Origin of the sequence: Flectobacillus major DSM 103 (assembly GCF_000427405.1) — a bacterium.
In the GTDB taxonomy this organism is placed as follows: Bacteria; Bacteroidota; Bacteroidia; order Cytophagales; family Spirosomataceae; genus Flectobacillus; species Flectobacillus major.
The window spans coordinates 165,389-180,003 of the sequence record NZ_KE386492.1 but is presented as its reverse complement, the minus strand read 5'-3'; the positions used below and the strand labels follow the sequence as shown (position 1 = coordinate 180,003).

The following is a 14,615-nucleotide window of genomic DNA, read 5'->3' as shown; positions in this document are numbered from 1 at the left end:
TATTCCATACCATACCAAAGCATGAACGCAATACCTGTATGTGCCATTTTTGATATTGGGAAAACCAATAAAAAACTTTTTCTTTTTGACGAACAATATCAAATTGTTTGGGAAAAAAGTACACAGCTGAACGAAACCATCGATGAAGATGGCGATAATTGTGAAGATTTGCCGCTATTGACTTCTTGGATTTTAGCAAGCTGGAACGAGGTTTTGTCTCAGCAACAGTTTGATGTACAAGCTCTTAACTTTTCTACTTATGGAGCAAGTTTTGTGTATGTTGATAAAAATGGTAAAGTACTTACACCTTTGTACAATTATCTAAAACCTTATACAGAGGTATTAAAAAGGCAGTTTTATGATACCTACGGCGGTGAAGAAGTTGTTGCCGTCAAAACTGCGTCGCCAGTATTGGGCAATCTCAATTCGGGTATGCAGATTTTTCGATTGAAATACCAAAAACCCGAGATATTTCAGCAAGTACAACATTGCTTACATTTGCCTCAGTATTTTCACTCGCTATTTACGGGACAATATTACTCTGATATTACCAGTATTGGATGTCATACCAATTTATGGGATTTTAGAACGAATAAATACCATGAGTGGACATCCATAGAAAAAATTGAAACAAAACTACCAACCATTTTCTATTCAGACAAAGTCGTGAAGGTAACCAAAAACAACACTACCTTAGCAGTAGGAGTGGGGCTTCATGATAGTTCGTCGGCTTTGATTCCTTATTTAATCAATTTTCAAGAACCATTCGTTCTATTGTCGACAGGTACTTGGAGTATTACATTAAACCCTTTCAACGATACACCTCTAACCTACGAAGAGCTGCAATACGATTGTTTGTGTTATATGCACTATCAAGGAAAGCCTGTCAAAGCTTCACGTTTGTTTTCGGGCTACGAACACGAAGTCCAGACCAAGCGTTTGGCCGAATATTTTGACACAACAAATGATTACTACAAACAGGTAAAATATCAGCCTGAAATTATTGAAAGACTAAAAAAAACGCAAAATATCGTAATTTCGGAGCAAGGAGATAAGTATTCTTTGTTAAAAAACTCCTTATTTACACACAGAGATTTATCAACCTTTGTAGATTATGAGGAAGCGTATCATCAATTGATACTAGATATTATGACGCAACAATTAATTTCGACAGAATTAGTGATTCATAATTTTCCTGTAAAAAGAGTATTTGTAGACGGAGGATTTAGCAAAAATCCTATTTTTATGAACCTATTGGCGGCTGCTTTTCCCGAAATGGAAGTATTTGCGGCTTCTATGGCACAAGCTAGCTCACTAGGAGCGGCTTTGGCTATTCATAAGCATTGGAACAAAAAGGCTTTACCTGCTGATTTAATAGATTTAAAATTCTATGCAAGCCAACCCCTCTTTTTGCAAAAATAGGGTCTTGCTAGAAAAAAGACAAACTCAACGATTATCAAAATTATGCGAATTGGCTTATTTATACCGTGTTATGTAGATCAATTTTACCCGCAAGTAGCTATTGCTACCCTCAATTTGCTGGAAAAATATGGTTGTGATGTGCATTTTCCTTTGAACCAAACTTGCTGTGGACAACCTATGGCCAATTCGGGCTTTGAACACCTCACAGGAGGGTGTAACGAATTGTTTATCAGTAATTTTGATGATTTTGACTATATCGTTTGCCCTTCAGGAAGCTGTACGCTACATATCAAAGAACATTTGCACGACGAAAAACAAGAGCATAAAGCCCAAGGAATCAGAAAGAAGGTATATGAGTTGGTCGAGTTTTTAACGGATATACTAAAGGTTGAAAACCTAGAGGCTTCTTTTCCGCATAAAGTTGGTTTGCACCAAAGTTGTCATGGACAAAGAGGGCTTAAACTTTCGCAAATGACAGAACTTAATGCTCCTTTTTTCTCAAAGCCCCAATACCTCCTGTCGAAAGTAAAGGATTTGGAATTGGTAGAGTTGTCTCGCAAAGATGAATGCTGTGGCTTTGGAGGTACTTTTTGTGTGTCGGAAGAAGCCGTTTCGGTAAGAATGGGGCAAGACCGAGTAAACGACCACATACAACATGGAGTAGCCTATATTACAGGTGGCGATATGTCGTGTTTGATGCACTTGGAAGGTATATTAAAAAGACAGAATAGCCCAGTAAAAGTAATTCATATTGCCGAAATTTTGAATAGCAAATAAAATGGAAACAAAAGTGCTAGAGCATAGTGCCGCTTCGGAGGTATTTAATAAAGACAAAGAGCGAGTGGGTTGGCATGATGAAACCTTGTGGTTTGTAAGAAGTAAACGTGATAAAGCGGCTCATCAGATTCCTGATTGGGAGTTATTGCGTGAAACGGCCTCGCAAATCAAACACAATGTGCTATCCAATATGCACGATTATTTGGTGATGTTTGAAGCCAATGCCCAAAAAAATGGTATAACAGTACATTGGGCGGCTGATGCCGAAGAACACAACAAGATTATTCATGAAATTTTGACAAAACATCATGTCAAGCAAATGGTAAAAAGTAAGTCGATGCTTACAGAAGAATGTCATTTGAATGATTTTTTGTCAAAAAATGGCATAGAAGTAATTGATACCGACCTTGGCGAGCGAATCGTACAAATGCGAAACGAACCTCCAAGCCATATTGTTTTGCCTGCTATTCACCTCAAAAAGGAAGATGTTGGCGAAACATTTCATATTCATTTGGGTACAGAAAAGGGTAATAAAGACCCACAATATTTGACCGAAGCTGCTCGTCAGCATTTGCGTGAAAAGTTTTTGACTCGCAAAGTTGCATTGACAGGCGTAAATTTTGCCGTTGCCGAAACAGGTGAGTTTGTGGTATGTACCAATGAAGGCAATGCCGACATGGGAGCTCATTTGGCCGATGTACATATTGCTTGTATGGGTTTTGAAAAAATGATTCCTAAAAGAGAACATCTAGGTGTTTTCTTACGACTATTGGCTCGAAGTGCCACTGGGCAGCCCATTACTACCTATTCGAGTCATTTTAAAAAGCCTCGTGATGGACAAGAAATGCACATTGTGATTGTCGATAATGGTCGCTCGACACAGCTAGGGCGTGAAGATTTTCGCAATTCCCTAAAATGTATTCGTTGTGGAGCTTGTATGAATACTTGCCCTGTATACCGCCGAAGTGGTGGACATAGCTATCATAATGCTGTAGCTGGGCCAATTGGTTCAATTTTAGCTCCTAATTTGGACATGAAAAAGAATGCCGATTTACCATTTGCTTCAACGCTATGTGGGTCGTGTAGCAATGTTTGTCCTGTAAAAATTGATATTCACGACCAACTGTATAAATGGCGACAAGTTTTGGTAAAAGAAGGACATGCTCCTTTAGCCAAAAAAATAGGTATGGAACTGATGACATTTACGCTTTCGCATCCAAAAGTATTTCAGAATGGAGGAAAAATTGGGCGTTGGGTTATGCAAAAAGCCCCATTTGTTGTCAATAATGCCCTGAATCCTTGGTACAAACAGCGTGATATGCCTGAGCCACCCCAACAGTCATTTAGGGAATGGTATATCAACAACAAAAAACCTACTTCATAAAACAGACAAATAGCATTAAAAATACATAGTAAAGTGTAAAAGATGGAATAGATATGATAGAGATTGTCTGTCTTCCATACTTTTCTCAAATACCAAAATCCATGAGTAGCAGAGAGAAAATACTAGGTGCAATTGCCAAAAACCAGCCTGCTTTTAGAGCATTACCCTCATTGACAGGTTTGGGCAATAATACCATTGATATAGTCACACAGTTTAAAACGGTACTTTCGGGTATTGGCGGACAGGTTATTGAAGTTGATACTTGGGACGATATTATCGCTTTTGTCAAGCAGCATTATGAACCACAAATGCGAGTGATTTCTACTTTGGAAGAACTTAGTACTATTGCTGAGACCAACAGGACAAACCTTGATCCTCATACTTTAGAAAATGTAGATTTGGCTATTTTAAGAGGAGATTTTGGGGTTTCCGAAAATAGTGCTATATGGGTAACAGATAGTCTCTTAAAACAAAGAGTTGCCCCTTTTATTGCACAATATTTGGCTCTTGTAGTAGATAAAAATAGCATATTGCCATCTATGCACGAAGCTTACCAAAAAATTGGAAACAGCGAATATGGTTTTGGTAGTTTTATTGCTGGCCCCTCTAAAACTGCCGATATAGAACAATCGTTGGTGTTAGGGGCACATGGTGCTAGAGGGCTTACTGTATTTTTGATGAAATAATAACAAACATGAGTCATCCCAAATTTAGTGCTGAGTGATTCTGAAATTTAAGATGAAAACATAAGTTATCCCGAATATTTAGATCAAACAAGGCGTTCGAAAAACTAATTTCGAACGCCTTTTGTATGAATAGCTAATAATTTTCTATCATTTGAGCAATTGATAAGCCTCTTCAAAGGTCACTTGACAGCCTTATGAATCCCAACAAACACAAAGAGGGAGTTTTTAATATTACCTAAAATTCGGGATGACTTATGCTTTTTATAGGCTATATACACCATAAAAGTAGTTTTATGAATTGACAATTCTTCTTGCATCGAGAATCAAGGTTGTCTCGGTAATCATTTCCAACATTTCTTCGATTTCATTTTCGGCAAATAAAATAAAGTAATTAGGTAGGGGAGTCTTCAAAAACAACTCTTTGCCATGCGAAGTATAAAACTCATAAAGCCCTATCCGTTCTACTAAAAGCTGCCTAAAAGCCCGAAATTCATCTTCACTGAAGATAAAAAGAGCGTTTTTGTAGGCAAAATTATATTTTTGGCATGCTTCGCAGTAGCCAATATAGCCTGTGTCTCGTTCAATAATCGAAACTAAATCATGCGAGTGGTACATAGGTATACAAAGGTTTAAGAAAAAACTGCCACTTATATAAATGACAGTTTTATGATTATTACTTGGGTAATTTAATAGTTATGAGGTAAGATATTACTGAAAACTCATTTCTTCACAATAATATCCTAGCTTAGACAATACACTTATTACTGTTATTGGAGCAATCATGCGTTCGGAAGCGATAGACAATGCGTGGTTGAAATCTGCAAAATCAATATTGAAACTGTTAACTCCGACACTTTTCAATGCGTCCCAAACTGCCTGAATGCCAATCGGCGATGTAATGTTGGTTTTGAAAGCTAATGTTTTCATACAAAAAGTCCTCCTTACTGGATTGGTTAGATTTAGAAAATATGTACAACCACTTCAAGGGTTGCTAATAGATTGATGAATATTTTTCATGAGCTTTTACTAAAAACGTTTCTCTTTCAAAAGCTATTTTTCTTAAAATTCAACGAATTAACTCATGCTATAACTTCGTTGATTGTACAAATGTATGCTCTTATTTAGATTTGTTCCAAATAAAAATGGAAATTTATTTGTATTTAGTCTAAATAAGCCATAGTTTTGCCACAGATTTACAGATTTACTCAATAATCACCGAAAATATGTGACAGAATATAGACATTCCCCAACACAGTATCTAGAAAGAAGGTACAAGTTGTAATATTCTGATTTACAGTACTTACGGTATTTTGACTACCTATATTATATATATTTAAAACCAACTAATTGAATGAAAAAGTACTATTATTCCTTATTCTTGATGTTATGTGCTTATTTTACTATGGCACAAACCGCCATAGTAAAAGGACGAATTACCACAAAAGATGGAAAGCCTGCCGAGTTTGTCAATGTGATTATTAAGGGTACAAACAAAGGAACTATTGCCAATGAGCATGGCGAATACGAATTAGCCAACCTAAAGGCTGGTAACTATACTGTTCAGGCAAGTTTTGTTGGCTTGGCAGCATTACAAAAGAAAGTTCGCTTAGAAAATGGTCAAACCACCCAGGTTGACTTTGTACTGGACGAAGATAGCCAGCAACTAAAAGAAGTGGTGGTAGTGTCCAATCCAAGTAAATACGTAACGGATTACCCTTCGATTTCGCTTCGTCTCAAAACTCCTTTGCTTGAATTGCCTCAAAATATTCAGGTAGTTACTAAGCAATTATTACAAGACCAACAGATTTTTGATATGCTAGAAGGCGTAACACGCAATGTAAGTGGTGTTACTCGCCTAGAACACTGGGACAATTACGCTCTTTTGAATATGCGTGGTTCACAAATTGCAGCATTTCGCAATGGTATGAACGTACAGATGTCGTGGGGGCCATTGGCCGAAGACATGAGTATGATTGAGCGTATTGAATTTGTGAAAGGCCCTGCAGGCTTTATGCTGGCCAATGGCGAACCTGCAGGCTTTTATAATGTTGTAACCAAAAAGCCAACAGGCATAACCAAAGGCGAAGCTACTATGACAGTAGGTAGTTTTGGTACATATCGCTCGACACTTGACTTGGATGGAAAACTTAGCGAAGATGGCAAATTATTATATCGCTTGAATTTGATGGGACAAATGAAGGGTTCACACCGTGATTTTGAGTTCAACAATCGTGTGTCGGTAGCTCCAGTAATCAAATATCAATTTAATGATAAAACGTCGCTTACGGCTGAATATACTTATCAGTACAACCAGATGTCGATGATTGGTTCTAATTACTCTTTCTCGAAAAAAGGATACGCTGATTTGCCTGTAAACTTCACTACTGCCGAAGCCAATATGCCAACTACCAATATCAACGACAATACACTATTCTTGACATTGGCACATGCTATCAATAAAAACTGGAAATTTACAGGGCAAGTTGCTTACATGAACTACAAACAGATTGGTCAGTCGATGTGGCCATCAGGGTTTTCGGCCGATGGCGACACCCTGTACCGCAATATGGGTATTTGGGATATTGATGGAACCAATAAGCTTGGACAGTTTTTTGTAAATGGCGATTTTACAACTGGCCGTATCAAACACTTGTTGTTGGGTGGTATCGACATGGGAAGTAAAAACTATTTCCACGACTGGTCTAAGAGCCAAGATATTGGTTCGCTCGCTATTTACAAGCCACAATATGGGCTAGTAGCCGCTACATCGTATCCTAAATTTGACCGTTCGTTGAGCCTTCGTGAGCGTGGTGTTAATTATTACCAGAATTATACAGGAATTTATTTACAAGATGAAATACACTTAATTGAAAATAAATTACGCCTTACCTTAGCAGGACGCTATACCACTTCGACCGATGGTAATCCTTATTCAGGAGCTGCAAAAGCCGATAAATTTACGCCTAGAATAGGGTTGAGTTATTCATTAGACAAACATACGACAGCTTATGGGGTATTTGACGAAGCTTTTATTCCACAAGCTGGTGCTGATAAAAATGGCAAAGGATTTGACCCTATTACTGGAAATAACAAAGAATTGGGCTTGAAAAGAGAATGGCTTGGGGGTTTATGGACAACCACTTTGGCGGCTTATCGTATTACCAAAAATAATGTATTGACTGCCGACCCAAGCAACCCTAATTTTTCGATACAGCTTGGACAAACCCAAACAGAAGGTATTGAATTTGATTTACGTGGGCAGATTGTTCATGGTTTAGACCTTACGTTGAACTATGCTTATACTGATGCAAAAGTAACCAAAGATACCGACCCTAAAAAAGTGGGCGTTCCAGTAGCAGGTTCTACTAAAAACATTGCTAATGCGTGGATTGCTTATAAGGCTACCAACGGAGCAATAAAAGGTTGGGGGCTTTCGCTAGGTGGACAGTACCAGGCTGGGCGTTCGTCTTGGTATGTATTTGATGGTACAACTCAGCCGCTAAAAGATTACTTCCGTATGGATGGAGCAGTGTCTTACCAAGCAAACAATTTCTCTATAGCCTTGAATGTCAACAATATCTTGAATGCTTATCTATATTCAGGAGCTTATTATTCAGTAGGTTATTATTATTATCAAACCGAAGCCTTACGTAATGCACGTTTGTCGATTGGATATAAATTCTAAGTGTTTTTATGCAAAAGTTTAAAAAAATTACGGGAAAAATACACCTCTGGCTCGGACTCACGTCTGGGCTAGTGGTGTTTATTGTAAGTATTACGGGTTGTTTATATGCCTTCCAAGAAGAAATTCAAGATGCTACCGAACCATTTCGGTTTGTTGAAGTACAAAACCTCGCCATGTTGCCACCAGCATCTTTACAAGATATTGCCAATAGGGCTTTACCCAATAAACATTTGCATGCAGTCATGTATTCGGGAGGCGAACACGCTGCTCAGGCTATATTTTACCATTATGAACCCTCTTATTATTACATCGTTTATCTCAATCCCTACACAGGCGAGGTGCTGAAGGTAAAAGATATGGATAAAGATTTTTTTAGAATAGTCCTCAACGGACACTATTACCTATGGCTACCTCCAGCTATTGGTCAGCCGGTGGTGGCTTCTGCCACACTGATATTCTTTGTATTGTTGATTACAGGTATTATTTTGTGGTGGCCCAAAAATAAAAGTGCCGTTAAGCAACGCTTCAATATAAAATGGAATGCTCAGTGGCGTAGAAAAAACTATGACTTGCATAATGTTTTAGGATTTTATGCTTCGTGGATTGTGGTTGTTATTGTTATTACGGGCTTGGTGTGGGGGTTTCAATGGTTTGCTAGTTCGGTTTATTGGACAATTGGCGGTCAAAAATCGTTACAGTACCAAGAGCCTGTTTCTAATGTAGCCTTAAAAAATCTGAAAGAGCCACGCCCTATGCCTGCAATCGACCAGATTTGGTATAGGATGCTCAACGAAAATCCTAATGCTGCAAGTATAGAGGTACATATTCCCGAAACGGACTCGTCGAGTATTGCGGTCAATATCAATGCCGAACATGGTACTTATTGGCAAACGGATTATCGGTATTTCGACCAATTTTCTTTGAAAGAACAGCACGTGGGTCATGTTTATGGCCGTATAGCCGAAGCCACACAATCCGATAAATTGTTTAGGATGAATTATGATATTCATGTTGGTGCAATTTTTGGATTAGCAGGAAAAGTTTTGGCTTTTTTGGTAAGCTTGGTTTCAGCGAGTTTGCCTGTAACGGGTGTAATCATTTGGTGGGGCAGAAGAAAGAAAAATAAAAAAATGCCTTCACCAACCACAAAACCTTCAATATCAAGTGTAAATGCTGTAGAATAACCAAAACTGAAACATTTTTGAAGGGATAATTTTGATAAATCAAAGGTGATATTTTAAAACCTGCTCACTATTTGGGCAGGTTTTTTTATCTTGTAGAAAAAAATCCAAAAGCTATGAGCAATCTCCATTTTCCCGAAAAGTCTATATTTATTTGTGATGGTAGCAAATGTGGTAAACACAAAGAAATTCGTAAGTTTTTGAAGGAGGCTATTAAAGATAATGGCTTGAAAGACCGTGTAGAAATCGTAAAAATTGAGTGTACCGACCGCTGTAAACATGCTCCTATTCTGTGCTTTCAGCCACAAAATCAATGGCTTTCTGATACGTCTATTTGGGAAGTTGAAAAGGTGTTTAAGAAATTGATTTTAGAAGAATAAGTGAATTTGAATACGGTGTTTGTTTAGTATTATTAAATATTTGGTATTCAATGTTTTACTGTAGAAAAATAGACGTTTTCTCTAAACATTAAGGTCACTGCTACGTTTGGGCAACTGCATGGTTTTATTGGGAAGGTGTTTTTAGGGTACTCTTTATTCATTCAGTGTTTACCTCAGTAGCTACGGTGACTTAGTATTGTATTTCACAATCTTGTAGTTTTTCATTTTTATGTATTTTAACAATTTTGTTAAAAAAAGTTTTGCAGAATAATTTCTGACCTGTACTTTTGTTGAACAAATTTGTTAAACATTTTAGATAATGGCCATAAAAGACGCACATACCGAAGAGCTTATCAAAGAAACAGCTAAAAGGGTTTTCTTCAAAGAAGGGCGTTTCCATGCTACTACACAAGAAATTGCCGATGCCGCAGGCGTAAATAGGGCATTGATTCATTACTATTTTAGAAGCCGTGACCAGCTACTCGAAGTGATTATTAAAGAGGGTGTTTTGATGATGCACCTCAAGCTCAAAAGTATTGTCAATTCTGAAGTTGAGTTTAAAGATAAAATAGATAGATTCCTAGATATTTTGATTGAGGAATCGTTGGAGTTTCCTTATAATGAGACATTTATTATTACCGAAATGAACAAAAATCCAAATTCGAAGATGCTCGAAACACTTGGATGTATGAAAGATGAGGTAGTAGAAGTGTTTGCTCAATATATTCGTGACGAGATTGAAAAGGGAACGATAGAAGCTATTTCACCCACACATTTTATGGTAAACTTGATGTCGTTGGTTGCTTACCCCTTGGTTTCAAAGCCTTTACTGAGCCAAGTATTCAAATGGGACAAACAGGATTTTAACCAATTTATGAAAGAACGCAAAGAGGTGATTCTTAATCTTGTTTTTAAAAAATGACGTATGTCGTTTTTTTACCCTTATATTAACTTTTTTGTTAAACATATTTAATAAACAATAAAATTAAACTATTATGAAAAAGAATAAGTTACTAAAACAGTTGAATTAACCTTCAATACCACTTGTGTAATAAAAGGAAAAGTCGGTTATAAAATCGAATAAATTAATATTTTAAAATAATCTTATTGTTTATAGGATTATTCTTGCCTCAAATTTTGTTGGAATGCTAAGATAACCAAATCGTATTATGACGCTCAATCATAGAATACCTCTTATGGAGACAACTAACGCAACATTGCTGATGGTACAGCAATATCAACAGACTTTAAATGCTTACTTCGAGCAAATTCAAGATAGCTTATCGCTTCTTAATCACTATTATTGGGAGTCTCCTGAAAAACAGGATATTATAGAACCAATAGAAACAGAGCTATTGGCTTTATATCAACTTTTCCAGCAAAATATCACTATTTGCGAAAAAATTATCAATGCTTATCACAACAGCAATACCTCTATTGTAAAACAGCTCAACAGTATTGCCGAAATCATTGAACGTAACTTTTTGTACGCAGAAAATACGTTTGTACAATTTGCTAAAGCAATTTGTTCTGCAAAATAACCAACAGCTCTCAAAGAAGGGAGAAACGTTGTAACCCTTACCTTATATTTATCGAATACAATATTAACCTCTGTTATCTTTCATAATTGTACTTAAAAATTGATATTGAAGTTTTATGATTTAGGTAATGATAAAAACCGTAAAATATGTATCAGATTATCCTCTTAAAGCCTAATAATATTTCTACTGAAGACCAACCGAAAATTGCTCGTTGTTTTGAAAAATTCCCTTCAATTATTCAATGGACTGTAGATTGGGACGATTGTGATAAAATTATGAGGATAGTTGCCAAAACCGATGAGCATCTTACCTTTCGGCTTATCGAGAGCTTGCGTACTATTCGTATATCGTCGGAGGTTTTTATAGATTAAATGTAAAAAACCTGAACTTTTTGGGATATATTTTTGAACAAATGCTTACTTAAACCAGCTTAAGTTTTTTTGAAGTTCCAGCAGCAATCTTTGTAAGGTAATATTAATCATAACCTAAACAGCAAAGAACATGGAACCAAGAGTTAAAATTCAGGATGCACAGCCAGCAGGATGGAAAGCAATGTTTGCCCTAGAAGGCTATTTAGCAACTACAGAAGTAAGCAAAACACACAAAGAATTAATCAAAATACGAACTTCACAAATCAATTCTTGTGCATTTTGTATTGATATGCATACGGCCGATGCTATTAAACATGGCGAAACAGCCAAACGTATTTTTTTATTGAATGCTTGGAAAGAAACAGATGTTTTTACCGAAGAGGAAAAAGTTGTATTGGCAATTGCAGAAGAAATTACGCTTATCCATTTGAATGGTCTTTCTGAGACAACCTACCAAAAAGCAAAAGCGATTTTTAGCGAAAATTATATTGCTCAGCTTATTATGGTAGCGGTAACTATTAATGCTTGGAATCGTATTGCTATTAGTACTCATTTGCCAGTATCTCGCTAATCCAAATCTAAACTTCCTCACTTTAGACTGCCTAAAGTGAGGAAGTTATAAAAAAAATAGTATATACAATAGGGTTTATTTGGTATAAAGATTATGGTTTAAAAACGAATTCCTGAACTTGCCTTTAGGGTCGTAGGTAGCCAAAAGCTCCTTAAATTCGGGCAATTTCTTGATAAGGGATTGTAGTTTTTGGGGAGGCATCGTAAATAATTTGCCCCAATGCGGCCTTGCATTGAACGGAGCAAGTTGTGCTTCAATAAGTGGCAATAAGGCTTTTACGGCTGGCCAGTCTTGTTTCCAAGTAAAGTGAAACGCTACACAAGGTTGTCCCAAACACGGACTCATCCACAAATCGTCGGTTGCGATAGTTCTGATTTCAGAAATAAACAAATGAGGCGAAACCTTTTCATGAAGTTTTTCCAAAGCCATCATCGCATGATAGGCGTGTTCGATAGGCAAAAAATACTCTGATTGTAACTCTTTGCCACTACTTGGCGTAAAGCCCATTTTGAAATGTGGCATTCGCTCGTACCAAGGCCCTATTTTGCCCATTTGTTCAGTACAATTTTCAGGAGAGAGGTCTTCCAAAGGGTGCAAATGTTTGTGAGCCAATGTCGCTCCCAACAGCTCAGGAGCAGAACTTGCCGATTGAATACCATCAGCTTTACTTTTTATCCAAACCTGATTAATCCGCTGGTTTTGCCAGTCGGTAAAAAGGCTTACACTATAGCCACTTGCCACTACTGCATCAAAATTACTTTCTAATGCTTTCATGGGCATATTCTGATATACCGCCTGTGTCATGTTGAAGGTTGGCAATAAATCCAATGTTACTTTAGAAATCAATCCTAGTCCTCCCAAGCCCACAACAGCACCATTAAACTCCTCTCGATTTTTTTCTTTAGAAAAAACCACCAAATTCCCTTTGGCATCTATTACTTCCAAAGCCGCCACACTTGTTGCCAAGTTACCATTTTTTATTCCAGAGCCGTGTGTGGCCGTAGCACAAGCCCCTGCCACAGAAATATGGGGCAACGATGCCAAATTATGTAAAGCAAAGCCGTTCTGGTGTAGCTGTTGACATACCTGGCCATACGTGACGCCTCCTTCTACGGTAACCTGCTGTTGGGCTTTATCTAAAGACACTACTTGATGAAGCTCTTTTAGAGAAATTTGTACTTCACTACTATCTGCAATACTATTAAAAGAATGTCGACTACCCAAGCCTCTGAGTATTGGTGTTTTGGCTACCAAATGCTGAGCCTCGGCCAATGTTTTGGGTTGAAAATACTGTTTGGCCGTATATTTAAAATTACCTGCCCAGTTGGTTCTTGGTTCGTCGTTTGAAAATTTCATGAGTGGCGACAACACACTGCCTGTTACTAAAACAGACGATGTCTTTAAAAATGTTCTTTTATTCATATTGCTAAATAGTTGAAGTGAATACTGCTTGAGAGGTTGTCAATAACCAACAAACCAAGATACAATATTATCTTTATAAGATTATTTTGCAATATTCTTACTCTAAGTTAGGCTAAAAATTAGTGAGCCAGTAACTGAACAGTTTAAAACATTGTCATTTTGTAGATAATCCTGAATATCGGTGTTCTTATTATTATTTTACTCAATCACCCTCAAGTCCTTCAATTCAAATATCCATAATTAATACTCATCATGAAAAAAGTACATTATTTCTCTGTATGCTGTCTAGTACTGACAAGTCTTTTCAGCTCTTTTGCCCAATCGGGTAAGCCTCTTTATACCTTTCCTCTTGGGGCTCAGGCTTATACATTCCGCAACAGTTTTCCCAAAGGAATTGTACAAACACTCGACACCATCCAAGCTTTGGGAATTACCGAGCTAGAGGGCAATGTACCACAAGGTATTAGTGCCGAGGCCTATCTAAAACTTTTAAAAGAACGGAATATCAAAGTTCCTTCTACGGGTGCTGGTTATGAAGAAATTGTAGCAAACCCACTGGATGTTGTCAAAAAAGCCAAAGCTTTAGGAGCTAAGTATGTAATGGTAGCGTGGATTCCGCATAAAGGAAATTTTGGGTGGGACGAAACGCAACAAGCCGTAAAGGATTTTAATAAAGTTGGGAAAGTTTTACAGGAAAATGGTATTACTTTTTGCTATCATATTCACGGATACGAATTTGTTGAATACCAAAATGGTACACTTTTCGATTACTTGGTACAAAATACCAATCCCCAATATGTATCCTTTGAGTTAGATATGCTATGGGCATTTCATGGAGGGGCAAATCCCGAAAAACTGCTTGATAAATATGGCAAACGCTTCAAAATGCTTCATGTCAAAGATTTAAGAAAAGGCGTAAAAGGCGACCATTCGGGGTCAACTCCCGTTACAAACGATGTAACCTTAGGCACTGGTCAAATTGATGTGGCTGGTATTATTAGAAAAGCCAAAAAATTGGGTATCAAGCATTATTTTATCGAAGACGAAAGCCCTATTCAAAATATACAAGTACCCCAAAGTATAGCTTATCTTAAAAGCTTAAAAGAATAACTTCTTGTAGAGATATTTGTTCAATATAGGTCATTCCTAATTTTGGGATAATTTAATCTCTTGTTAGTATTGATTGACTATTAAT

At 37.1% G+C, this 14,615-nt stretch carries 15 protein-coding genes; 12 read left to right on the top strand and 3 right to left on the bottom strand.

Translation table 11 applies throughout. The features are described from left to right. Nucleotides 1-21 precede the first annotated feature (21 nt). The 4 genes from FLEMA_RS0166635 to FLEMA_RS0166620 all read left to right on the top strand — a co-directional run bounded on the left by FLEMA_RS0166635 (nt 22) and on the right by FLEMA_RS0166620 (nt 4,269). Entirely contained in the window at nt 22-1,422 is a 1,401-nt protein-coding gene (locus FLEMA_RS0166635) for an FGGY-family carbohydrate kinase (protein WP_174395957.1), read from the top strand. 42 nt (nt 1,423-1,464) lie between these two features. Further along, nucleotides 1,465-2,199 (top strand): (Fe-S)-binding protein, encoded by a 735-nt coding sequence (locus FLEMA_RS0166630; protein WP_026998187.1) that lies wholly within the window; start codon nt 1,465-1,467, stop codon nt 2,197-2,199. A 1-nt stretch (nt 2,200) separates the two neighbouring features. Further along, nucleotides 2,201-3,583, top strand: a complete 1,383-nt coding sequence (locus FLEMA_RS0166625) for a lactate utilization protein B (protein ID WP_026998186.1) — start codon at nt 2,201-2,203, stop codon at nt 3,581-3,583. 101 nt (nt 3,584-3,684) lie between these two features. Next, nucleotides 3,685-4,269: a LutC/YkgG family protein gene (locus FLEMA_RS0166620; protein WP_026998185.1), complete on the top strand. Its 585-nt coding sequence runs from the start codon at nt 3,685-3,687 to the stop codon at nt 4,267-4,269. Nucleotides 4,270-4,560: 291 nt separating this feature from the next. Here FLEMA_RS0166620 and FLEMA_RS0166615 read toward each other — a convergent pair whose 3' ends face one another. Together FLEMA_RS0166615 and FLEMA_RS75750 are read right to left on the bottom strand one after the other, a co-directional pair. Next, nucleotides 4,561-4,884 carry a DUF6686 family protein gene (locus FLEMA_RS0166615; RefSeq protein ID WP_026998184.1) on the bottom strand — a complete coding sequence of 108 codons (324 nt, stop codon included), beginning with the start codon at nt 4,882-4,884 and terminating at the stop codon, nt 4,561-4,563. A gap of 93 nt (nt 4,885-4,977) precedes the next feature. Beyond that, nucleotides 4,978-5,196: a hypothetical protein gene (locus FLEMA_RS75750; protein WP_044175624.1), complete on the bottom strand. Its 219-nt coding sequence runs from the start codon at nt 5,194-5,196 to the stop codon at nt 4,978-4,980. A 424-nt stretch (nt 5,197-5,620) separates the two neighbouring features. Between FLEMA_RS75750 and FLEMA_RS0166600 the strand changes: the two genes are divergently transcribed. The 7 genes from FLEMA_RS0166600 to FLEMA_RS0166570 all read left to right on the top strand — a co-directional run bounded on the left by FLEMA_RS0166600 (nt 5,621) and on the right by FLEMA_RS0166570 (nt 11,998). Then, a complete protein-coding gene (locus tag FLEMA_RS0166600) occupies nt 5,621-7,954 on the top strand; it encodes a TonB-dependent receptor (RefSeq protein ID WP_026998183.1) in 2,334 nt (777 codons plus the stop codon). Between the two features lie 8 nt (nt 7,955-7,962). Continuing rightward, nucleotides 7,963-9,138 (top strand): PepSY-associated TM helix domain-containing protein, encoded by a 1,176-nt coding sequence (locus tag FLEMA_RS0166595; RefSeq protein WP_044175622.1) that lies wholly within the window; start codon nt 7,963-7,965, stop codon nt 9,136-9,138. 113 nt (nt 9,139-9,251) lie between these two features. Next, on the top strand, nt 9,252-9,515 hold the full coding sequence (locus FLEMA_RS0166590; protein ID WP_026998181.1) for a (2Fe-2S) ferredoxin domain-containing protein: 264 nt from the start codon (nt 9,252-9,254) through the stop codon (nt 9,513-9,515). 319 nt (nt 9,516-9,834) lie between these two features. After that, nucleotides 9,835-10,437: a TetR/AcrR family transcriptional regulator gene (locus FLEMA_RS0166585; RefSeq protein WP_026998180.1), complete on the top strand. Its 603-nt coding sequence runs from the start codon at nt 9,835-9,837 to the stop codon at nt 10,435-10,437. Nucleotides 10,438-10,711: 274 nt separating this feature from the next. Beyond that, nucleotides 10,712-11,056 (top strand): hypothetical protein, encoded by a 345-nt coding sequence (locus FLEMA_RS0166580; RefSeq protein WP_144080212.1) that lies wholly within the window; start codon nt 10,712-10,714, stop codon nt 11,054-11,056. Between the two features lie 146 nt (nt 11,057-11,202). Then, the gene (locus FLEMA_RS0166575) at nt 11,203-11,427 is read left to right on the top strand and encodes a hypothetical protein (RefSeq protein ID WP_026998178.1); all 225 of its coding nucleotides are present in this window, start codon (nt 11,203-11,205) and stop codon (nt 11,425-11,427) included. A gap of 130 nt (nt 11,428-11,557) precedes the next feature. Next, nucleotides 11,558-11,998 carry a carboxymuconolactone decarboxylase family protein gene (locus FLEMA_RS0166570; RefSeq protein ID WP_026998177.1) on the top strand — a complete coding sequence of 147 codons (441 nt, stop codon included), beginning with the start codon at nt 11,558-11,560 and terminating at the stop codon, nt 11,996-11,998. Nucleotides 11,999-12,073: 75 nt separating this feature from the next. Here FLEMA_RS0166570 and FLEMA_RS0166565 read toward each other — a convergent pair whose 3' ends face one another. Beyond that, on the bottom strand, nt 12,074-13,420 hold the full coding sequence (locus tag FLEMA_RS0166565) for an FAD-binding protein (protein WP_026998176.1): 1,347 nt from the start codon (nt 13,418-13,420) through the stop codon (nt 12,074-12,076). A 252-nt stretch (nt 13,421-13,672) separates the two neighbouring features. On the opposite strand from FLEMA_RS0166565, the gene FLEMA_RS0166560 reads away from it, so the two are divergent. Then, nucleotides 13,673-14,530, top strand: coding sequence for a sugar phosphate isomerase/epimerase family protein (locus FLEMA_RS0166560; RefSeq protein ID WP_026998175.1), 858 nt, complete (start codon nt 13,673-13,675; stop codon nt 14,528-14,530). Nucleotides 14,531-14,615 lie beyond the last annotated feature (85 nt).

Bases quoted from the DNA above. Each gene is read 5' to 3' on its own strand.
- FLEMA_RS0166635 (WP_174395957.1), top strand. From the start codon at position 22: ATGAACGCAATACCTGTATGTGCCATTTTTGATATTGGGAAAACCAAT.
- FLEMA_RS0166630 (WP_026998187.1), top strand. From the start codon at position 1,465: ATGCGAATTGGCTTATTTATACCGTGTTATGTAGATCAATTTTACCCG.
- FLEMA_RS0166625 (WP_026998186.1), top strand. From the start codon at position 2,201: ATGGAAACAAAAGTGCTAGAGCATAGTGCCGCTTCGGAGGTATTTAAT.
- FLEMA_RS0166620 (WP_026998185.1), top strand. From the start codon at position 3,685: ATGAGTAGCAGAGAGAAAATACTAGGTGCAATTGCCAAAAACCAGCCT.
- FLEMA_RS0166615 (WP_026998184.1), bottom strand. From the start codon at position 4,884: ATGTACCACTCGCATGATTTAGTTTCGATTATTGAACGAGACACAGGC.
- FLEMA_RS75750 (WP_044175624.1), bottom strand. From the start codon at position 5,196: ATGAAAACATTAGCTTTCAAAACCAACATTACATCGCCGATTGGCATT.
- FLEMA_RS0166600 (WP_026998183.1), top strand. From the start codon at position 5,621: ATGAAAAAGTACTATTATTCCTTATTCTTGATGTTATGTGCTTATTTT.
- FLEMA_RS0166595 (WP_044175622.1), top strand. From the start codon at position 7,963: ATGCAAAAGTTTAAAAAAATTACGGGAAAAATACACCTCTGGCTCGGA.
- FLEMA_RS0166590 (WP_026998181.1), top strand. From the start codon at position 9,252: ATGAGCAATCTCCATTTTCCCGAAAAGTCTATATTTATTTGTGATGGT.
- FLEMA_RS0166585 (WP_026998180.1), top strand. From the start codon at position 9,835: ATGGCCATAAAAGACGCACATACCGAAGAGCTTATCAAAGAAACAGCT.
- FLEMA_RS0166580 (WP_144080212.1), top strand. From the start codon at position 10,712: ATGGAGACAACTAACGCAACATTGCTGATGGTACAGCAATATCAACAG.
- FLEMA_RS0166575 (WP_026998178.1), top strand. From the start codon at position 11,203: ATGTATCAGATTATCCTCTTAAAGCCTAATAATATTTCTACTGAAGAC.
- FLEMA_RS0166570 (WP_026998177.1), top strand. From the start codon at position 11,558: ATGGAACCAAGAGTTAAAATTCAGGATGCACAGCCAGCAGGATGGAAA.
- FLEMA_RS0166565 (WP_026998176.1), bottom strand. From the start codon at position 13,420: ATGAATAAAAGAACATTTTTAAAGACATCGTCTGTTTTAGTAACAGGC.
- FLEMA_RS0166560 (WP_026998175.1), top strand. From the start codon at position 13,673: ATGAAAAAAGTACATTATTTCTCTGTATGCTGTCTAGTACTGACAAGT.